The sequence below is a fragment of the Myxococcus sp. AB036A genome, assembly GCF_006547355.1.
Taxonomy (GTDB): Bacteria; Myxococcota; Myxococcia; order Myxococcales; family Myxococcaceae; genus Myxococcus; species Myxococcus virescens.
This window is the reverse complement of the sequence record NZ_VHLC01000055.1, coordinates 37,330-55,815: the sequence shown is the minus strand read 5'-3', so window position 1 is coordinate 55,815 and position 18,486 is coordinate 37,330. Positions and strand designations below refer to the sequence as shown.

General features: G+C 70.6%; 17 protein-coding genes. 9 read left to right on the top strand and 8 right to left on the bottom strand.

What is annotated here, in order from left to right:
* Window positions 1-229: 229 nt before the first annotated feature.
* Together FL344_RS22185 and FL344_RS22180 are read right to left on the bottom strand one after the other, a co-directional pair.
* Entirely contained in the window at window positions 230-637 is a 408-nt protein-coding gene (locus FL344_RS22185; RefSeq protein ID WP_090492128.1) for a response regulator, read from the bottom strand.
* A 13-nt stretch (window positions 638-650) separates the two neighbouring features.
* Window positions 651-1,100, bottom strand: a complete 450-nt coding sequence (locus tag FL344_RS22180; protein ID WP_228565270.1) for a DMT family transporter — start codon at window positions 1,098-1,100, stop codon at window positions 651-653.
* 105 nt (window positions 1,101-1,205) lie between these two features.
* On the opposite strand from FL344_RS22180, the gene FL344_RS22175 reads away from it, so the two are divergent.
* Both FL344_RS22175 and FL344_RS22170 read left to right on the top strand, forming a co-directional pair.
* On the top strand, window positions 1,206-2,585 hold the full coding sequence (locus FL344_RS22175) for a DEAD/DEAH box helicase family protein (RefSeq protein ID WP_141594088.1): 1,380 nt from the start codon (window positions 1,206-1,208) through the stop codon (window positions 2,583-2,585).
* 1 nt (window position 2,586) lies between these two features.
* Complete coding sequence (locus FL344_RS22170; protein WP_141619923.1) at window positions 2,587-3,792, top strand: DUF790 family protein; 1,206 nt, start codon at window positions 2,587-2,589, stop codon at window positions 3,790-3,792.
* A gap of 29 nt (window positions 3,793-3,821) precedes the next feature.
* Here FL344_RS22170 and FL344_RS22165 read toward each other — a convergent pair whose 3' ends face one another.
* The gene (locus FL344_RS22165; RefSeq protein ID WP_090492124.1) at window positions 3,822-4,187 is read right to left on the bottom strand and encodes a helix-turn-helix transcriptional regulator; all 366 of its coding nucleotides are present in this window, start codon (window positions 4,185-4,187) and stop codon (window positions 3,822-3,824) included.
* 140 nt (window positions 4,188-4,327) lie between these two features.
* Between FL344_RS22165 and FL344_RS22160 the strand changes: the two genes are divergently transcribed.
* Both FL344_RS22160 and FL344_RS22155 read left to right on the top strand, forming a co-directional pair.
* Complete coding sequence (locus tag FL344_RS22160) at window positions 4,328-4,687, top strand: response regulator (RefSeq protein WP_225909505.1); 360 nt, start codon at window positions 4,328-4,330, stop codon at window positions 4,685-4,687.
* 19 nt (window positions 4,688-4,706) lie between these two features.
* A complete protein-coding gene (locus FL344_RS22155) occupies window positions 4,707-5,537 on the top strand; it encodes a metallophosphoesterase (RefSeq protein WP_011556054.1) in 831 nt (276 codons plus the stop codon).
* A gap of 83 nt (window positions 5,538-5,620) precedes the next feature.
* Here the strand turns inward: FL344_RS22155 and FL344_RS22150 are convergent, their stop codons facing one another.
* Window positions 5,621-7,855, bottom strand: a complete 2,235-nt coding sequence (locus tag FL344_RS22150; RefSeq protein ID WP_141594085.1) for a M4 family metallopeptidase — start codon at window positions 7,853-7,855, stop codon at window positions 5,621-5,623.
* 317 nt (window positions 7,856-8,172) lie between these two features.
* Here FL344_RS22150 and FL344_RS22145 point away from each other — a divergent pair, with 317 nt between their 5' ends.
* Together FL344_RS22145 and FL344_RS22140 are read left to right on the top strand one after the other, a co-directional pair.
* On the top strand, window positions 8,173-9,150 hold the full coding sequence (locus FL344_RS22145) for an NADPH:quinone oxidoreductase family protein (RefSeq protein ID WP_141619922.1): 978 nt from the start codon (window positions 8,173-8,175) through the stop codon (window positions 9,148-9,150).
* Between the two features lie 145 nt (window positions 9,151-9,295).
* Window positions 9,296-9,601, top strand: a complete 306-nt coding sequence (locus tag FL344_RS22140) for a hypothetical protein (RefSeq protein WP_141594083.1) — start codon at window positions 9,296-9,298, stop codon at window positions 9,599-9,601.
* 22 nt (window positions 9,602-9,623) lie between these two features.
* On the opposite strand, the gene FL344_RS22135 is transcribed toward FL344_RS22140, so the two are convergent.
* Complete coding sequence (locus FL344_RS22135; protein WP_141594082.1) at window positions 9,624-10,025, bottom strand: hypothetical protein; 402 nt, start codon at window positions 10,023-10,025, stop codon at window positions 9,624-9,626.
* Window positions 10,026-10,201: 176 nt separating this feature from the next.
* On the opposite strand from FL344_RS22135, the gene FL344_RS22130 reads away from it, so the two are divergent.
* From FL344_RS22130 to FL344_RS22120, 3 genes are all read left to right on the top strand, one after another.
* Entirely contained in the window at window positions 10,202-11,314 is a 1,113-nt protein-coding gene (locus tag FL344_RS22130; RefSeq protein WP_141619921.1) for an XdhC/CoxI family protein, read from the top strand.
* A complete protein-coding gene (locus FL344_RS22125; RefSeq protein ID WP_141619920.1) occupies window positions 11,311-11,895 on the top strand; it encodes an NTP transferase domain-containing protein in 585 nt (194 codons plus the stop codon). The genes FL344_RS22130 and FL344_RS22125 overlap by 4 nt, the downstream gene beginning before the upstream one ends.
* A gap of 136 nt (window positions 11,896-12,031) precedes the next feature.
* On the top strand, window positions 12,032-12,598 hold the full coding sequence (locus FL344_RS22120; RefSeq protein ID WP_228565269.1) for a hypothetical protein: 567 nt from the start codon (window positions 12,032-12,034) through the stop codon (window positions 12,596-12,598).
* An 87-nt stretch (window positions 12,599-12,685) separates the two neighbouring features.
* Here the strand turns inward: FL344_RS22120 and FL344_RS22115 are convergent, their stop codons facing one another.
* The 3 genes from FL344_RS22115 to FL344_RS22105 all read right to left on the bottom strand — a co-directional run bounded on the left by FL344_RS22115 (window position 12,686) and on the right by FL344_RS22105 (window position 18,486).
* Entirely contained in the window at window positions 12,686-13,330 is a 645-nt protein-coding gene (locus FL344_RS22115) for an HAD family hydrolase (RefSeq protein ID WP_141619918.1), read from the bottom strand.
* Window positions 13,331-13,375: 45 nt separating this feature from the next.
* Window positions 13,376-15,109, bottom strand: a complete 1,734-nt coding sequence (locus FL344_RS22110) for a DUF6311 domain-containing protein (protein ID WP_141619917.1) — start codon at window positions 15,107-15,109, stop codon at window positions 13,376-13,378.
* Window positions 15,110-15,198: 89 nt separating this feature from the next.
* Window positions 15,199-18,486 (bottom strand): adenylate/guanylate cyclase domain-containing protein, encoded by a 3,288-nt coding sequence (locus FL344_RS22105; RefSeq protein ID WP_141619916.1) that lies wholly within the window; start codon window positions 18,484-18,486, stop codon window positions 15,199-15,201.

Below are 18,486 nucleotides of genomic sequence, written 5' to 3'. Positions count from 1 at the left end.
CCCGCCAACCCTCCCCATCCGCCGGCCCGCGTCGCACCGTGCCCAACGCCATAGCATTCGCCGTGCCGTGCCAGCCGGAGCACGGAACACGAATCATTTCAGCGGCTTACAAGGAAGCAGAGCCAGGGGGCGCAAGCGGAGCCGGACGGCGGCCGGAAAAAACTACGTTCGCGGGCCGAACAGCCTGTCCCGGCGTACCGGCCCCCTGTTGAAGCGACGACGAAGCCCTTCAGGCGCGCCCGACAGGTGGGCGCCACAGCCGGAGCAGGTCCTGGGCGAGCAGCTCGTGCATGGCCTGTTGAAGCGAGACGAGCATCTGATGGAGTGACTCGGCGGTGTCACCGTGGGCTTCGAGCACACGCTCGTGCCGCCCGTCGAAGACGCGCAGCCTGCCCGGGACGAGCGCGATGACGGGAAGCGTCGGGTGACGTTTGCGGAGCAAGCCCAGGAAGAGCGGGTGGTCCTCATCCGGGCGGCGTACGTCCACCACCACCAGCGCGGGAGGCCGGGACGTCAGCGAGGCGAAGGCGTCGTCCGCATCCCCGGTGACGGAGATGGCCAGGTCTGGCGCCTCGAGGATACGGCGCAACAGCTCGCGCGAAGGCGCGTGAGGACTGACGATGAGGACCCGGCGCATCTTGCAGCTGAATCTAGCCCTTCCAGACGGCGATGGTGGCGCCGATGAAGGCGAGCCCGGAGCCCAGCACCCGAGGGAACGTCACGGGGCGGCCTTCCACCATCGCATCCCACACGAGGCTGGTGAGGAGCTGCGCCGCCATCAGCAGCAGGACGGACTGCACTGCCCCCAGGCGGCTCATGGCCAAGGGCATGCCCAGGACGATGATGACGCCGCACAACCCCGGCAACAGGTGCCAGGGCGTGAAGTCGCTCAAGCGGCCCTGGCCCGCCGCGGCCTCCGGCCAGAGCGCCGGCACCGTGCGCACGATGAAGTACACCGCGAAGGTGGCCACCGTCGCCACCACCATGTTCAAGAGCACGGCGCTCATCAGGCCCCACTGGCCCCCGAAGCGACGGTTGAGACCAGCCTGGGCCACGACCGCCAGGCCACACAGCATCGGAACGAGCGAGATGAAACGCATGCCGCGCGTTGGGTACCGTGAACAGCGCATGCCTGCAAGCCTGCCTTCCAGGCCTTCAATGAGACTGGCGAAACCCAGGATGACCGGCTAGGTCCCTACACGCCGATGCCGTCGCCCACCGAGCTCCACTTCGACTGCGGCACCCTCGTCGCGCCCACGCTGCCGGAAGATGCTCGCCTGCGAGCCCTCTTCCAGAAGGACGGGCGCACCGGCGTCTACCGCGCGCCCGCGTGGCATTACCGCGAGGCGGTGCTGCGGCTGCGGGAGCTGGGCATCCCCTACGAAGACAAGGCGAAGCGCTTCGAGCCGCTGGAGCTGCCGCTCACCTCGCCCATCCAACCCTTTCCGCATCAGCAGCAGGCGCTGGAGGCGTGGACACGCGCGGGCGGACGTGGACTGGTGGAGCTGCCCACGGGCGCGGGCAAGACGCTGCTGGCGGTGCTCGCCATCGCCCACGTGAAGCGGCCCACGCTGGTGGTGGTGCCCACGCTGGACCTGATGACGCAGTGGCAGGGCGTGCTGGCGCGCCACTTCTCCGTGCCAGTGGGCCTGCTGGGCGGCGGCGTGAATGACCGGCAGCCGCTGACGGTGACGACGTACGACTCCGCGGCGATGCAGACGGAGTTCCACGGCAACCGCTTCGGCCTGCTGGTGTGCGACGAGTGCCACCACCTGCCCGCGCCCAGCTACCGCTTCATCGCGGAGGGCTCGCTGGCACCGTACCGCCTGGGCCTCACCGCGACGCTGGAGCGCGCCGATGGCGGCGAGCGCGTCTGCGAGGAGCTGTTGGGTCCCCGCGTGCACCGCTCGGACATCCGGGAGTTGCAGGGTGAATACCTGGCGCCCTACGAAGTGAAGCGGGTGGAAGTCCCGCTGACGCCCGACGAAAAGGCGCGCTACGACACGGCGCGCGCGCTGTACCTGGGCTTCGTGCGCAGGCTGGGCGTGCCACTCTCCGCGCCGGACGGGTGGGCGCGCTTCCTGGCACAGAGCCAGCGCAGCGACGAGGGCCGCGCGGCGTACCGCGCCTACCGCGAGCAACGGCGGATTGCGCTCACGTCCAGCGGCAAGCAGGAGGTGCTGTGGCGCATCCTCCTGGAGCACCGGGACGACCGTGTCCTCGTGTTCACCGACGACAACGAGACGGTGTACACGCTGGCGCGCCGCTTCCTGCTACCCGCGCTGACGCACCACACGCCCGTGCCCGAGCGCAAGGCGTTGCTGGCGGCCTTCGCCTCCGGGGAACTGCCGGTGCTGCTGACCTCGCGCGTGCTGAACGAAGGCGTGGACGTGCCCGAGGCGCGCGTGGGCGTGGTGCTCAGCGGCAGCGCGAGCGTGCGCGAGCACGTGCAGCGGCTGGGGCGCATCCTGCGCAAACGACCGGGGAAGCGCGCGCTGTTGTACGAGGTGTGCTCCGCACAGACGGCGGAGAGCAGCATCAGCGAGCGGCGACGCCAGCACGGCGCCTATCAGGAGGGCGGCTGAGATGCTGACACGCGAGCTGCTCAACTTCCGCGTGCGCCAGGGCGTCCTGCGCCCCGTCTTCGTGAAGCGCGATGACACGGAACTGCTGACCTTCGCCCAGGACCTGCTCGCGGAGGTAGCGGCCTCGCACGGCGGTCAGCGCGACGACATCGAGGAGTCGCTGGGCTTGAAGGCCGGCGCCTTCACCAAGCCCAAGGTCGCGCGCGGCCTGGTGAAGCTGGCGTTGGACCGGCTCCTCTTCGATGAGCCCGCGCCCGGCGTGACGGAAGCCCGTTGGGAGCGAATCAAGGCGGCGGGGCAGGTCCTGCGTGCGCTGCCTCCCGACGCCACGGTGGAGGACTTCGAGGCACGGCTGGCCCAGACGCTCCCCCTCCCCCTTTCCGAGGCCCGAGAGGCGCTGTACTCGGACCTGCCCGGCCACCGCCGGCTGGTGGGGTGGGACGGCGAGGCGCTGGACGCCCAGGACCTGCTGGACCGCTACAACCTGGCGCTCGCGCAGGGCCCCCTGCTGTCCGCGCGGCGCCTCCGCCTGCGAGCCCAGGCGCCAGACCTGCTGCGCGTGCGCAAGGTGCTCCGATGGCTCAAGTTCTGCCGCCTGGTGGCCGAGGTGTGGCGCGACGACGACAACTGGGCGCTCGACGTGGAGGGCCCCGGGGCCATGCTGGCGCTCCAGAAGAAGTACGGCCTGCAACTGGCGACCTTCCTGTCCGTGGTGCCAGTGCTGGAGCGTTGGGAGCTGACCGCCACCGTGGAACCTTCGCGGCGGCAGGCCACGCTGATGCTCAGCCACAAGGACCCACTGCGTTCGCCCCTACCCGCCGCACTGGGTCACATTCCTCCGGAAGTGGCCTCCCTCGCGGACGGCTTCGCGGATGACGCCTGGGAGCTGGACCTGACGCCCCTTCCCCGGCACGTGGGCGCCTCCGGACTGTGCGTGCCGGACCTCACCTTCCGCCACCGCGAGTCCAAGAGAGAAGTCGCGCTGGAGCTCTTCCACGCATGGCATGCGGCGCCCCTGGCCCGGAGGCTGACGGAGCTGCGCTCGCGGCCGGACGTGGGCCTGCTGCTGGGCGTGGACCGGGCGCTGGCCAAGGAGGCCGCGGAGCGAGAGACGCTGGAGGCCCACCCGCAGGTGGTGCTCTTCAACGGCTTCCCCTCCGCGCGCAAGCTGCGGGAGCGCCTGGCGAAACTGGAGCCCGGGCGGTGAGCGCCGCGCTCACCCGCCGGCAACATGCATCAGCCGCGCGGCCTGAACTGCGCCGCGAGCACGCTGAGTATCCGAATGGACGTCCGGTCCAACTGCTTGGCCCGGCGCATGAGCCGCCGCAGCTCTGCGGACTCGCCGTAGTCACTGGGCGGCTCGGCGGCCCACTTCACCTCCTGCACCGGCTTGAGGCCCAGCGCCTCGTCCGCGGAGATGGAGAGCACCGTGCACAACCTGCGGAACGTCTGGATGCTCGGCAGCATGTGGCCGCGCTCGAGCCGGCCATAGACTTCGCTCGCGATGCCAATGCGCTCCGCCACGTCGGCCTGGGTCAGGTTCAGTCGGGTCCGAGCAAGGCGAGCCGCTCCGCCAAGGCGGGATGCGAGAGTCTTTTCCATGGGTCGTTAACCTAGCGGGTCCGCACATGTCGATATGACTTGAGAGGTTGGCATCCAAGAACTTCCTGAGTAGTCTTGTAGGTAGGCAACCTCGTGCGTTTGGCCAACCACACAGGTCTCACCCTGCTGGCGCGAAGACCATGCTGACCTTCTTGTTCGTGGACGAAGACCCACGTTCACTCGCGGCGCTGCGGCGTCTCGTGAGGGATTTACCCGGCGGGAAGCGCTTCGCCCGCTGCGTGGAGGAGGCCCTCGCGCTCGTGAAGGAAGAAGCGCCGTCCGTGGTGGTGACGGGCGATCTGCTCCCGGACGGAGACGGGCTGGGGCTGCTGGAGCAGGTGCGTGCGAGCCACCCCCGCACCGCCTGCGCGCTACATGCGGTGATGCCGCCCCTGGCGCGGGACATCACCTGGATGGACCGCGCCGCGCCACCCTCGGAGGTACATGCCCTGCTGCGGATGCTGGGCATCGGTGCAGCATCGATGGGAAGCCCGCGTTAAGGTGCCCGCTCGACGCGCCATGAAGCTCTACGCCATCAGCGACCTGCACTTGCGCCACAACGACAACCGCCTGGCGCTCCAGGCGCTTCCGGCCCATCCGGAGGACTGGCTCATCGTCGCGGGGGACGTGGGCGAGACGCTGGCGGAGATGGAGCTCATGCTGAGCACCCTCACCCAGCGCTTCCGCCAGGTCATCTGGGTGCCCGGCAACCATGAGCTGTGGACCATGCCGTCGGAGCAGCCGCAACTGAAGGGTGAGGCGCGCTACCAGCGGCTGGTGAGCCTGTGCCGCAGCTACGGCGCCCTCACGCCGGAGGACCCCTACCCTCGCTGGCCCGGCCCGGGCCCCGAGCGCGTCATCGTCCCCATGTTCCTGGGCTACGACTACACGTTCCGCCCGGACCATGTGCCCGCGGACAAGGCGCTGGAGTGGGCCTGGGAGGATGACCTGCTGTGCACCGACGAGGTGCTGCTGCACCCCGAGCCCCACGCCAGCCGCGCCGCCTGGTGCGCCGCGCGCGTCGAAGCCACGCGGGCCCGGCTGGACGCCCTGCCCCCGGGCTGCGCCACCGTCCTCGTCAACCACTACCCGCTGCGCTACGAGCACGTGCGACTGCCGCGCATCCCCCGCTTCTCCATCTGGTGCGGGACGAAGCAGACGGAGGACTGGCACACCCGCTACCGCGCGGAGGTCGTCGTCTCCGGCCACCTCCACATGCCCGCGACGCTGTGGCGTGACGGCGTGCGCTTCGAAGAGGTGTCGCTGGGCTACCCCGTGCAGTGGAAGTACCGGGGCGTGCACGCGTGGGAGAGCTGCCTGCGCGTCATCCTCCCCGGCCCCACGCCGTAGAAAGCACGAAGCCCCGGGCGCCGCGTGAAGCGGAGCACCCGGGGCCTCATCGGCGCGGCTCAAGGCCGCGCCGTCACTTCAGACTACTTGGGCAGCGGCTCGAGGAAGGAGCCGATGAGGACGATGCCCTCGAAGCCATCCTTCGCGCCGTAGACCTCGATGTAGTAGCGGCCAGCCGGAGCGTTGATGAGGTTGCACTTCTCCGACTGGTGGTCCTTCACGCTGCGGCAATCGTAGTCCGCGTGCGTCGGGGCGCCACCGCGCTTGACGTAGAGGTCGGGGTTGCCCGTGCCCTCGCCCGTCTGGATGTAGATGTTGTTCTTCCCCTGGCCCGGGCGACGCTCCGGAACGTCGAGGATGAACACCTGCGAGGAGCCCGCCGCGCCCGAGAGGTTCTCCACGGCGATGCCGCTCTCGATGGGGACGTAGCCACCCTCCCAGGTCACGGTCAGCGTGGCGTCGGAGTACGCACGGTAGCCGTTCACCATCGCGTACCACTTGCCGTGCTGCGGAGCCGCGAAGGTGCAGACCTCGTTGTTGCCACCGGCGTACGGGCGGCAATCGTACAGCGCGGTGGTGGGCGCGTTGTTGTAGCGGACGTACAGGTCGGCGTCACCCGTGCCACCCGACAGGGTGAAGCGCAGGTTGTAGGCACCTTCCGGCACCGTGACCTCGAAGTACTTCTTTTCGTTGGCGCCACCCGACACGACGACCGGCGTGTCCTTGACGATGGGGTCCGTCGGCGGAGGCGGAACCGGGACGCTGACGCCAACGGCCTTCCACGCGTTCGACACCGACTCGATGGTGGCGGCGTCGTAGCCGAGCTGCGCCGCGGCCTGCTCAGAGATGGTCTTCGCGGCCTCGAAGTTGGACGTCGGCACCATCAACGTGTTGGCCTTGTAGAAGATCTGCGCGGCCTTCTCGATGCCGATGCCCGCCACCACGATGGTGCTCTTGCCACGCGGGTGCGTGCCACCCTGCGACAGGAGGTAGAACGCCAGGTTGGAGATACCGGAGCTGTAGTGCACGCCGGTACCGGGCACGTAGTTGTGGTAGTGGTCGAGCGAGTCGCCATCCAGCGCCGGGTCGTTCATGTAGCGCAGGGCGTCGTTCGGGATGGACGGGGTCCACACGTCGTCGCCAATCAGCCAGTGACGCGGGGAGACCTCGTCCGCGCCGTCGCCGTACCACTCGCACACCGCGCCGAACACGTCGGACATCGACTCGTTCAGGCCGCCGGACTCACCCGAGTAGATGAGGTCCGACTCGTTGTCCGTCACGGCGTGGGTCAGCTCGTGCGCCGTCACGTCCAGCGAGTTGGCCAGGTTGGTGGCCGTCACGCCGTCGCCATCGCCGTACACCATCTGGGTACCGTCCCAGAAGGCGTTCACGTAGTTGACGCGGTGGTGCACGGTGCTGATGAGCGTGCCGCCCGCGTTGTCGATGGAGTCACGACCGAACAGGGTGTTGTAGCAGTCGTAGACGGTGCCCAGGTGGTCGTAGTTGGTGTTGACCACGGGGTCCGCCACCGGCGCCTGGCCCTCGGTGCGAACGACCGGACCCGGCAGGGTGGTGGTGTTGTTGCCGTTGTGGAGGCGGCGGTCGAGGGACTCCTTGATCTGCGGGATGCGCAGCATCACATCCGCGTTGCGCGCGTCCACCAGGACCCAGTCGCGAACAGGCGTGCCGTCCGCCTTGTTGCCGTGCTGGACGACCTTGTACATCAGGCGCAGCTCGTCATCGACGCGCCAGTACACCAGCTCCGGGTTCTTGTCGGTGACCCAGCCCTTGAGCGTCTCGCGGTCGGAGTCCACCGCGGACGTGGCAACCTCACCCGCGATGGTCGCCTTCAGCTCGGCGCGCAGGTCGCTGCGGACGTTGGTGTTCGCCGCGAAGACCTTGCCGTTGCGCGCGTGCAGGATCAGCTCGCCGCCCAGCACCGGGATGTCGTTGTGCTTCACGGAATAGCGGTAGTGGCTGTCACCCTGCTTGTCCGTGTGCGCCTTCTTGAAGACCAGGTTGCCCGGCTCCAGACGGAACGTCGGCGCCACGGCGTCGACGACCGGGGCCAGCGCGGACGCATTGAGCGCCTTGGGACCCGCGGCCGGAATATCCGGCAGAGCAATCGACAGACCGGTGACGAACTGCGCCACCTTCTGGTTGTCCGTCAGAATGACCTTCGCGCCATTCTCCAGCATCGCCGCCTTCGCGGCATCCGTAGGCTTGTCGGCCTCGGGGGCAGGGGTGGACTCGTTGCAACCGACAACGACAGACAGCGCCGCGACACCGAGCGCTCCGCGCACTCTCTTCTGCACCATGTAATCCTCCTAAGCGGAAAGATTAGGAGGCACGATGACACAGGGATGACGCGTATTTCAAGGTTGCGCGATTATTTCAGTTTCTATCCTCTTCTTAGACTTCAGGTTATTTACGATTAATCCTTTAGTTTCATGAACTTGCGAGGTCCACTACGAGTGCGAGCCACCTTCTACGTGACGTGACAGGTCGTCCAGGCGGGCCTCGGTTTTCCACAGGTCGTGTGAACTTTGTGCCGGACTCGGGGTCCGCCCGCGCGCGTGAGGCAACACTGGCATCGCCGTGGCTGGCCATTACGCTTCCTGTCCGGGAGGCAACGATGCGCGCATTGCAGCTACAGCGGCTGGACGGCCCTGACGGGCTCCAACTGGTGGACGTGCCCGAGCCCGAGGCGGGGGACTCGGTGCTCATCGACGTGGTGGCGGCCGGGGTGAGCTTTCCGGACCTGCTGCTCACCCGGGGGCAGTACCAACTCAAGCCCGCCCTGCCCTTCATTCCGGGCGTGGAGGTGGCGGGCGTGGTGCGGCAGGCCCCCGCGGGCGCGGCGGTGAAGCCTGGGCAGCGGGTGATGGCCTTCAGCTTCGGATTGGGCGGCTTCGCCGAGGTGGCCGCGATTCAGCCGGAGATGGTGTTCCCCATCCCCGCGGACTGGAGCTTCGAGGCGGCCGCGGGCGTGGTGATGAACTACCACACGGCGCACTTCGCGCTGCACCGGCGAGGCCGGCTCAAGGCGGAGGAGAGCGTCGTGGTCCATGGCGCCGCGGGAGGCGTGGGCACGGCGGCGGTGCAGGTGGCGCGCGGCGCGCAGGCACGCGTCATCGCCGTGGTGAGCGACGCGCGCAAGGCGGACGTCGCCCGGCGGGCCGGCGCGCACGAGGTGCTGCTGTCGACCGGAGACTGGGTCGCGCAGGTGCGGGAGAAGACGGGCGGCCTGGGTGCCAACGTGGTGGTGGACCCGGTGGGCGGCGACATCTTCGACAAGAGCCTCAAGTGCCTGGCGCCCGAAGGCCGGCTGCTGGTGGTGGGCTTCGCGAGCGGCCGCATCCCCGAGGTCCAGGTGAACCGGCTCCTGCTGCGCAACATCGACGTGGTCGGCGTGGCCTGGGGCGGCTTCCTCCTGCACGAGCCATCCCTGACGCCCACCATCGCCAAGGACCTGGAGGCCATGGCAGACCAAGGTGTGCTCACGCCTGTCGTGGGCCCGGTGTTCCCGCTGGAGCAGGGCGCGCAGGCCCTGCGTGAGTTCGACGCCCGGCGCGCCACGGGCAAGGTGGTGCTGCGCATGCGCGAAGGCTGACATGGCCAGGAGGCGCCAGCGCGAGCGTGCTCGCGCCCGGTGCCCGTTGATTGAACGCCGGGCATGCGGCCTGCCGCGTGTGGCCATGCCCGGCGCTGCCGACTTCGCGGGGGAACACCACCTTGGTGCAGGAGGTGACGCCACCATGGCGGATGACATTTTGGAGCGGCAGCACCAGCGCGAGCGGGAGCAGGAGCGCAGGCGGCTGCGCGAGGAGGAGCAGAAGGACCTGGATGTGGAGTCCCACCGGGGACCGCGTCCCCTTGAAGGCTACGCGGGGGGCCACACCTCGTGGACGGACCAGCAGGATGACGACTCCGCCCGTCAGGTTCATGCGGGCGATGCCCAGGCCTCCTGGGAAGCCAGCGAACGACAGGCGCGACTGGAGCCGGAACCCGAGCCCGCGCGCCGTGAGGATGAACCGCCACCGGGTGGCGAGCGCTCCCGGTGAAGCGCGGCCCACGACGCGTGGGTCAACGAAGCTCGGGCACCTCGCGCTCCAGCGTCTCCGCCGCGCGTGCATCCTTGGGCAGGCCGAAGCGCTGGCGCGAGCACGCCAGCAACTGCCCCGCGTAGACGGTGTCCTCGAGCGCCTCCTGGTAGCGGCCCAGCCGCGCCAGCGTGCGTGCCCGCTCGTCCACCAGCCGGGCCAGGATGCGGGCCTGCTCCGCGTGTGAGAACAAGCGGACCACGGAGCGCGCGTCGAAGCACACCAGTGTGTCGAACTCCATGCCCAGCGCGGCCGTGCAGGCTTCGCGGATGTGCAGGAGGCTCGTGTCCAGAGCCGCCTCCGCCCGTGCCCGGGCGATGTCCGGAGCCAGACGGCCGAGTTCTCGCACGGCATTCAGGGTGAAGGCGTAACGCAGGACGGGCATGCGGATGGGAACTACACCCCAGCCGCGAGGATTCATCCAGTCGCCGCGAGTGTCGAGTGTCGCCCCCAGGCCCGCCCCGGGGCACTCCCGCGAAAGAACGTCACTGGCCGGGATGGAATGGCGCCGACTACAGTTTCTCGTCGCGTTCCAGTCACCCCCACCAAGGACGACGAGACATGAAGGACCTGGACGCCATCCTCCGCGCGCGCGCACAAGCTCGCGGCCCCCTGGTCCTGGCCACGGTGGTCGAGGTATCGGGCTCCGCCTACCGGCGGCCGGGTGCGCGGATGTTGATGAGCGAGGACGGATGGCTCGCGGGCGGCATCAGCGGCGGCTGTCTGGAGGCCGACGTCGTCCGCAAGGCCTTCTTCTGGACCACCACCGGGCCCCGCCTGCTGCGCTACGACTCCACCAGCGACACCGCGGAGGACGAAGGCGCCTTCTCCTTCGCGCTGGGCTGCAACGGCGTGGTGGACGTGCTGCTGGAGCGCTGGGAGGCGGGCGCGGGCGAGGCCCTCTCCTTCGCCGCCGAGGCGCGGGAAGCGGGACGCCGGGCGGTGGTGGCGACGGTGTACCGGGGCCCCGCGGACGCCGTGGGTTCCCGGTTGAAGCTCCGCGATGACGGCACCGAAGCGGGCCAGCTTTCCGGCGCACTGGGAGACGCCGTGCGCGACGCCGCACGCAAGGCGCTGGAGACGGGCCGGACGTGGAGTGGCCCGTGCGGCGGCGCGGACGTGCTGGTGGAAGTCGTGGAGCCGCCCCATCCCCTGGTGCTCTTCGGCAGCGGCTTCGACGTGGCCCCGGTGGTGAACCAGGCCGCGGCCCTGGGCTGGCATGTCACGGTGGTGGCGGACCGGCCCGCGCAGGCCCTGTGGCGCCGCTTTCCCCAGGCCCATGCGGTGGTATCGGCGAAGGCCCCGGACGCGCCCAGTGCGGTGCCCCTGCCGCCTCGTGCGCTGGCCGTGCTGATGACACACAGCCTGCCGCAGGACCGCGAGCTGCTGGCGCAGCTCCTCCCACGGCCCCTGCGCTATCTGGGCGTGCTGGGACCTCGCTCGCGCATAGAGCGATTGCTCGCGGAGCTGCCCTCCCCGCCCACCGACGCGCACCTGGAGAAGCTGCACGCGCCCGTGGGCCTGGACCTGGGCGCGGAAGGCGCGGAGGAAATCGCCCTGTCCATCATCGCCGAGCTCCAAGCAGTGGTCGCCGGACGCGAGGGCGGCAAGCTTCGCGAGCGGCGCGCGCCCATCCACACCGCCGCGCCCCCGCCAGTGCGGAGGCTCGCATGACGGTGGGCGTGGTGCTGCTGGCCGCGGGCGGCTCCTCCCGGCTGGGCCACCCCAAGCAGTTGGTGCGCTACCAGGGCTCGACGCTGGTGCGGCGCGCCGCCGAGGCCGCGGCCTCCTTGCGGTGCGGCCCCGTGGTGGTGCTGCTGGGCGCGTCGCGGGATGCGGTCTCAGCGGAGCTCACGGGCCTCGCCGTGCGCACCGTGGACCATGCGGACTGGGCCGCGGGCCCTGGAGGCTCCCTGCGCGCGGGACTCCGTGCGCTGCGGGAGATGGAGCCCCCCGCGCTGGACGCCGTGCTCGTGTTGCTGTGCGACCAGCTTCGCGTGGATGCCGCGCACTTGCGGACGCTGCTGGATACCTTTGAACGGACTCGTGCGTCCGTGGTGGCCTCCGCCTACGAGGACACTCGAGGCGTACCCGCCCTCTTCGCGCGTGAAGTCTTCCCGGAGCTGGAGGCGCTCAGCCCGGGCCAGGGCGCGCGCGGTGTGATTGCGCGCGTGGCCTCGCGCGTGGTGGACGTCCCGCTGCCCGGGGGTGGCGATGACGTGGACACGCCCGAGGATGTCTCGCGGCTGACGTGAACCGAGGCCGCATCCGTCGCGCCGCGAATACGCGCATCGGCCCCGAGGCTGGCCCTCTGGTACGTCAGTGCGTATTGCCACCGCCGCGCACCGCTCCCCACCTTCTGCGCGCAGGACTTTCAGCAAAGGGGGGCTCATGTCCAAATTCAGGTTCCCGGCGGCGCTGGCCGCCTCGGCGGTGATGTGTTTCTCGGTCGGCTGCTCCAGAAATGCCAAGACATCCCAGGGCGGGATGCCACCCACGGCGCAGCAGATGCCACGGCAAAACGAAGGCCTGCCACCCAACGCGCAGGCGGAGATGAAAACGGACTGCCCCATGGACGTGTCCGGCGCGCAGGCCCGCGCGGAAGACATCCCGGAGGGCGTGGCCCTCATCATCGTCACGCCGGAGACCGACAAGGTGGCGGACCTCCAGCAACGCAGCCGGAGGATGATGCAGTTCCAGCAGGAGCACGGCACGGGCGGCAGCGGCATGGCCCAGCCACCGGGCGTGGACTACAACGAGATGGGCGGCCGCGAGGAGCCGGGCTCCGCGGGCGCGCCGTCGGTGCCGTCCATCGCCAGCGTGCATGACTCACCGGAGGGCGTCGTCATCGTCTACACCGCCGTCGACCCGGCCCGGCAGGACAAGCTGAGCTCCGAAATCCACCGGAACGCGAAGTACCTGGACACGGGCAAGTGCCCGGGGATGGCGGCGGACTGAGCGCGACCTGAGGCCAGCGCCCGAGGCCCTGCCCCCCGCAGTCCAGGTGGCCCGTGCGCTGGCTTCATCCCCCGAAGAGGCCCGCTGTCACGCCAGTGGCGGCAGGTGCGTCAGGAGCCGCTGCAGGTCCGGCTGAAGCTCGTCCGGTGAGGCGCTCGCGAGCACGTCCACCGGATGCGTGCCCCAGGTGACGGCGTAGGTCCGCAGCCCCGCGGCCTGCCCCGCGCGCAAGTCCAGCGCGGTGTCCCCCACCATCCACAGCCCGCCCGTGCCCAGGGCCGCCAGCGCGTGGTGGATGACGTCGGGCGCGGGCTTGTGCGGAAAGCCATCCGTGCCCTGGACGTGGTGGAGCAGCGAGCCCAGGCCCATGGCGTCCACGAACTTGCGCGCCATGTCGGGGCGCTTGGTGGTGGCCACCGCCAGCAGGTAACCCCGCTCGCGCAGCGCGCGCAGCACCTCCACCACGCCCGGGTAGGGCCGCGAGCGCCGGTGGAAGTTGAGCGGGTAGTGCTCACGGTAGGCCACGCACAACGCGGGGACGTGGTCCGGCTCGAACTGGCTGTACATCCAGTCCAGCGGGTGGCCGATGAGCGCACGCACCTGCTCGTAGGTCGGCGCCGGAAGCCCCAGGTGCCCGAAGGCGTGGAGGAAGCTGTCGATGATGTCCGGCAGCGAGTCCACCAGCGTGCCGTCGAGGTCGAAGAGGATGCCGCGAGAAGAGGAAGCGCTCACGCACCTTCCATACCCCCTCTCGCGCCCCCTGTCCTCCCTCCGGACTCAGGGCGAGGCGTGCTCCAGCGGAGCAGCGGGCGCCTGCTCCAGGACGCACATCCACAGCCGCTCCTCCTGCACACAGCGCGTACCGCGAATGGCGCGGAACTCATGGAGCCGCTGCGGAATGGAGAGGTAGATGGTCTCCGGGTCGAGCCTGCCCGCCCGGACATCGTCGTCGAGCCCCAGGCAGTAGGGCTGCGCGCGCGCGTCATCCAGTCGCGCGACATAGCCGCTGTTGAAGGTGAGCCCCAGCAGGTAGGCGCGATAGGCCCAGCGGTGGAAGTCCATGGGCCCGGCGCGGCAGCCCCGTCCGGAGCCGTCATGCATCTGCGGCGGGTAGAGCACCAGGTGCTTGCGTCCCACGGCGGCCTCGCGCAGCGCCTCGGACGGCTGTGTGTTCCAGGCCGGCCCTTCCTTCGCTTGATGACCCCGCCCCAGATTCACGTCGAAGGCTTGCAGCACCAGCGCCAGGGCCAGCAGCGACGGCGCCACCGTGGGCCGGGGCAGGCGGATGAGCGCGAGCGCGGAGCCCAGCGCCAGCACGTAGTACAGCGGCCACACGAAGCGGCCGGAGGAACGGAAGGGCTCCACCCACCGCATCACCGGCGCGTAGAGGCCCGTCAGGTCCGCGATGAACTCGCCTTGCAGGGTGATGCGTGAGGACAGCGCGAAGAAGCCCAGGCCCAGCGCCACCAGCCCCACCGGCACCAGCCTGCGCCACTGCCGCGCGACGAGCGGCGCGTCCCGCACGAGCAGGATGAGCGCGGTCCAGAGCGCGAAGAGCACGCCCAGCCCCAGGTAACCGAAGCCTTCGTACTGGGCGCCCTGCCTCGGCAGCGCCCCCAGGAAGCGCGACCAGGAGTCTCGGTAGCCCAGCGGATTGACGAACGCCAGGAGGTCCGCGGAGAACCCACCGAAGGCGTCGGCGCCCAGGGTGCGGACCGTGCCGAGGTAGCCCAGCACGTAGAACAGCACCAGCACCACGCCCACGTTCACCACGGCGCCCAGCAGCGGCCACCGCCAGGGCAGCCGCCGCTCCAGCGCGGTCCGAATGCACAGCGCCAGCGCGAGCGACAGCACCATGGCGGTAATTACAGGGTGCACGCCCGCGGCGAACACGCACAGCCCCAGCGCGATGCCCAGCGCCTGCTTCGCCTCGCGCGCGTCCCGCTGCGGAATCAGGTTCAGCCCCACCAGCAGCACGAGGGTCCAGTGCGCGCACAGCGCTTCGTGCGCCATGCTCATGCGCGCCAGCAGCGTGGGCGACAGCACGAGCAGCGCGCCCACCAGCCACTGCTGCGGCACCGTCGCGCCCATCCGCCGCGCCACCCACGCGGACGAGGCGCCCTGCAGCATCAGGCACATGCACATCCACGGACCGATGTACTGGAAGTCGGCGGGCAGCAGGCTGGAGAACGGCCGCAGCAGCAGCGCCACCCAGGGGATGGCGTCCATATAGCCGAGCGTCGTCCCGAGCGGATGCAGGTAGCCGTCGATGGCGCCCAGCGGGAAGCGGAGCGGCTCGTTGCGGAAGAACAACCAGCCCAGCAGGTGCTGGCTGAAGTCGTCACGGATGAGCCAGGCCAGGCGGGTGGGATTCAGCGCCGCTGGACCGTAGATGGCCAGGAACGCCAACAGCCCCACCCCGGCGGCCCCCAACGGGCCCGCGTTCGCCACGATGAACGATGCAACCGTGTCCAGGATGCGCCGCAGCCGCTCGGGCAGGGCGGGCCTCATGGACGGAACTCACGCGTGGCGACGGAGACGAAGGTGACGCGCGCTTCGGGCATGGAAGCGCCGCTTGAAGCACAGCCGTTTCAGGGGCGTCAAGCAGCCCCGGCGCAGACAGGGGCGCCCCTGCCCTCCACCTCCAGGGCCTCCACGTCCTCGGGCTCCGAGGTGAGCCGCCACAGGGCTTCCTCCAGAAAGCCCAGCGCGCCACGCAGGTCCGAAGAGGCGGCCTCTGGCGGGGCGCTCCGGGCCCGCGCGATGCGCCGGCGCACCGACTCGAAGGCCCGCTGCGCCCGCGCGACGTCGTCCCGGGCCGCTCGTGCCTCCGCCAGGTCCACCGCCGCGCGAAGCAGCGCGGCCAGCTCGCGCAGCACCGGGTCGTCTCGCAGCTCCGGCGCGCCCTCCAGCACGACGAAGCTCGCCTCCGCCGCCGCTGCGTCTCCCACGCACGCCTCCACCACGGCCCGGTACACCGCGAAGCGCAGCACCTGCCCGCGCGACACGCGCCCCAGGCCGGACACCGCCTCCGACAGCCGCGCCCAGGCTTCGCTCCACGACCCCAGGGCCAGCTCCGCGCGCCCCAACTCGCCCAGCGCGGTGCCCTCCAGCAGCCGCTGCCCCAGCTGCCGGCCAATGCGCGCAGCGGCAAGCAGGTGCTCGCGCGCCTCCTGCGGGCGCCCTTCCTCCAGCAGGTAGCAGCCCAGGTTGAGGCGAGCCAGCGCATGCCCCGCCCGGTCTCCCACACTGGCCGAGCGCGCCATCGCATCCTCCAGCAGGCTCATCGCCTCGCGCGTGCGCCCCATCTCCCCGATGGCCACCGCGCAGTTGGACAGGAAGCCCACCTCGAACGTCACGTCGCCCACGCCGTGGAAGAGCGCCTGCGCCGCGCGCAGGTGGGGAATGGCCGACTCCGCGCCGCAGCGGGCCTGCTCCACCAGCCCCAGGTTGCCCACGGTGTAGGCGTCCAGCCAGCGGTCGCCCTCCGACGACAACAGGCGCGCCTCGCGCACCAGCGCCCAGGCCTGGGACAGCTCACCTTCGTGACGGGCCACAATCGACAGGTCCACCAGCACGCGCTTCTCGCCCGCCACCGCGCCCAGCGTCCTCAGTGATGCGCGTGCGCACTCCAAATCCCTGCGGGCCGACACCAGGTCGCCCGCCTCCAGGAACACGCGGCCACGCACCGCCACGGCCTCGGCCACCAGCCTGGGCGCGCCCATCACCCGGTCCGTCAGCGCCAGCGCCGCGTCCAGCCGCTCGAGCAACAGGCGCACCGGGCCGCGCGTCACCACCTCCGGCTCCAGCGCCACCAACGCCTCCAGCGCCCGCTCCACCGAACGTGACGTCGCGGGCGTCACGGCCAGGGCGTTGTCACACGCCGCCAGGAGGTTCTCCCGCTCCAGCGCCAGCCGCTGCAAGGCCTCCGCGCCGCCCTGGCTGCGCACCTGCGCGCGCAGGCCGTGGGCCAGCGACAGGTACCAATCCGCGTGCCGCTCCGCCAACGCGGCCGCATTGTCCACGCCCTCTTCGGCCAGCCGCGCCGCGGCGTACTGACGGATGCTCTCGTACTGGCCCAGCCGGGAGTCACCGCCGGGCAGCTCCGCCTCCAGCACGCGCAAGAGCGACTTGACGCGCAGCGACTGGAGCACGTCCAGCACGGCGGGCCCGTCCGCAGGCAGCCCCAGCACCGCTTCCGCCGCCTCCAGCGTGAAACCGCCACGGAACACCGAGCAGCGCGCCAGCGCGGTCCGCTCCTCCGGCTCCAGCAGGTTCCAGGACCAGTCGATGGCGCCTCGCAGCGTCGCCTGCCGCGCGCGGCCATCACGCCGTCCCGTGCGCAGGAGCTCGAAGCGACGCGTGAGCCGCTCCCGAAGCTGGCTCACGCTCAACAGCGCCATGCGCGCGGCGGCCAGCTCGATGGCCAGGGCGATTCCATCCAACTGCCGTACGATGTCCGCGACCATCGGCGCCTCGCCGGCCGTCAGCTCGAAGTAGCCTCGGGCTTCCCGCGCCCGCTGCGCGAACATGCGCACCGCGTCCGACCGGACCAGTTCCTCCAGCCGGGACTCGCCTTCCTCCGGCACCGAGAGCGGCGCCAGGTCCAGCAGTCGCTCACCGGGAAGGCCCAGCGCCTCGCGCGACGTCGCCAGGAAGCGCGCGCGAGGCGCCAGTTGGAGCCAGCGCCCCAACGTGGCGGGCAGGTGCTGCACGGCCTGCTCCAGGTTGTCGAGGATGAGCAGCACGTCGCCACAGTCGTTCAGCGCGCGCCCCAGCCGCTCCGCCGGCTCGGTCGGGTCACCGTCCGCGCGCAGGGGGATTCCCAGTGCATGGCCCACCGACAGGCAGAGCGCCTCCGCGGTCTGGGCCTCGGCCAGCTCACACAGCCACACCCCGCCCTCCCATTCCCCGGACTCCAGCTCCAGCGCACCAAAGGACGTGGCCAGCCGGGTCTTGCCCATGCCTCCCGGCCCCAGCAGCGTGACGAGCCGCGCGCCATCCGAGAGCCAGCGGCGGAGCTGCCCGAGTTCGGTGCCTCGCCCCACCAGTCCCTCTTGGAGCACGGGCACGTTCCCCTGGCGATCTCTCGGCGCACGTGGAACTCCGAAGCGCCGCTCCGACAGGTGCGCGGGCAGCACCTCCACCAGGGCCACGGCATCATCGATGCCCTTCAATCGGAACGCGCCCAGGGGACGCACCGCAGGCCGGCCCAGCGGCTCCAACGCCTGCGCGGCCTGCGCCCAGGCACCGCCACTCACCAGGACCTGACCTCCATGGCCCGCAGCCGCCACGCGCGCCGCCACGTTCACCATGCGGCCCAGGTAGTCCGTCCGGCCGGAGCGCGCGTCCACGCGGCACTCCGGCTCGCCCACGTGCACGCCCATGCGGACCCGCAGGCCCCGGAACAACAGTCCTCCGGGCCCCACCTCTTCGGCGGCCTCGGGCTGGGAGAGGATGTCCAGCGGCCAGGGCGCGCGCAGCAGCACGTCCTGCGCCTCCAGGCACCACGTCAGCGCCTCCAGCACCGAGGGGAACGCAATCATGAAGGAGTCCCCCTGCGTCTTCACCTCGTAGCCGGTGCTGCCGACCAGCAGGGAGCGCAGGACGCGGTCATGCACCTCCAGCGCGTCACGCATGCCCGCGCCACAACGCTCCCACAGCCGCGTGGAGCCCTGGACGTCGGTGAAGACCAGCGCCACGGAGCCCTCGGGTGGCGTCGCGGAGGCCGGCTGGGACTCCTGGCCGGGCAGTGCCCTCAGCATGCCCGCCGCGGAGCCTGCCAGCCTTCTCGAGGACACATCACCCATCGCACGCTCCTGCGATGCCCGTTCCCGCTGAAGAGATGACACCACGCGGAACGAACACCGCCCATGCGTGACGGGCAC

What these genes read in the sequence shown, in the direction of transcription:
- FL344_RS22170 (WP_141619923.1), top strand. Translation starts at nt 2,587, where the DNA reads ATGCTGACACGCGAGCTGCTCAACTTCCGCGTGCGCCAGGGCGTCCTG.
- FL344_RS22130 (WP_141619921.1), top strand. Translation starts at nt 10,202, where the DNA reads ATGAAGGACCTGGACGCCATCCTCCGCGCGCGCGCACAAGCTCGCGGC.
- FL344_RS22120 (WP_228565269.1), top strand. Translation starts at nt 12,032, where the DNA reads ATGTCCAAATTCAGGTTCCCGGCGGCGCTGGCCGCCTCGGCGGTGATG.
- FL344_RS22185 (WP_090492128.1), bottom strand. Translation starts at nt 637, where the DNA reads ATGCGCCGGGTCCTCATCGTCAGTCCTCACGCGCCTTCGCGCGAGCTG.
- FL344_RS22135 (WP_141594082.1), bottom strand. Translation starts at nt 10,025, where the DNA reads ATGCCCGTCCTGCGTTACGCCTTCACCCTGAATGCCGTGCGAGAACTC.
- FL344_RS22175 (WP_141594088.1), top strand. Translation starts at nt 1,206, where the DNA reads ATGCCGTCGCCCACCGAGCTCCACTTCGACTGCGGCACCCTCGTCGCG.
- FL344_RS22165 (WP_090492124.1), bottom strand. Translation starts at nt 4,187, where the DNA reads ATGGAAAAGACTCTCGCATCCCGCCTTGGCGGAGCGGCTCGCCTTGCT.
- FL344_RS22160 (WP_225909505.1), top strand. Translation starts at nt 4,328, where the DNA reads ATGCTGACCTTCTTGTTCGTGGACGAAGACCCACGTTCACTCGCGGCG.
- FL344_RS22110 (WP_141619917.1), bottom strand. Translation starts at nt 15,109, where the DNA reads ATGAGGCCCGCCCTGCCCGAGCGGCTGCGGCGCATCCTGGACACGGTT.
- FL344_RS22125 (WP_141619920.1), top strand. Translation starts at nt 11,311, where the DNA reads ATGACGGTGGGCGTGGTGCTGCTGGCCGCGGGCGGCTCCTCCCGGCTG.
- FL344_RS22180 (WP_228565270.1), bottom strand. Translation starts at nt 1,100, where the DNA reads ATGCGTTTCATCTCGCTCGTTCCGATGCTGTGTGGCCTGGCGGTCGTG.
- FL344_RS22145 (WP_141619922.1), top strand. Translation starts at nt 8,173, where the DNA reads ATGCGCGCATTGCAGCTACAGCGGCTGGACGGCCCTGACGGGCTCCAA.
- FL344_RS22150 (WP_141594085.1), bottom strand. Translation starts at nt 7,855, where the DNA reads ATGGTGCAGAAGAGAGTGCGCGGAGCGCTCGGTGTCGCGGCGCTGTCT.
- FL344_RS22140 (WP_141594083.1), top strand. Translation starts at nt 9,296, where the DNA reads ATGGCGGATGACATTTTGGAGCGGCAGCACCAGCGCGAGCGGGAGCAG.
- FL344_RS22155 (WP_011556054.1), top strand. Translation starts at nt 4,707, where the DNA reads ATGAAGCTCTACGCCATCAGCGACCTGCACTTGCGCCACAACGACAAC.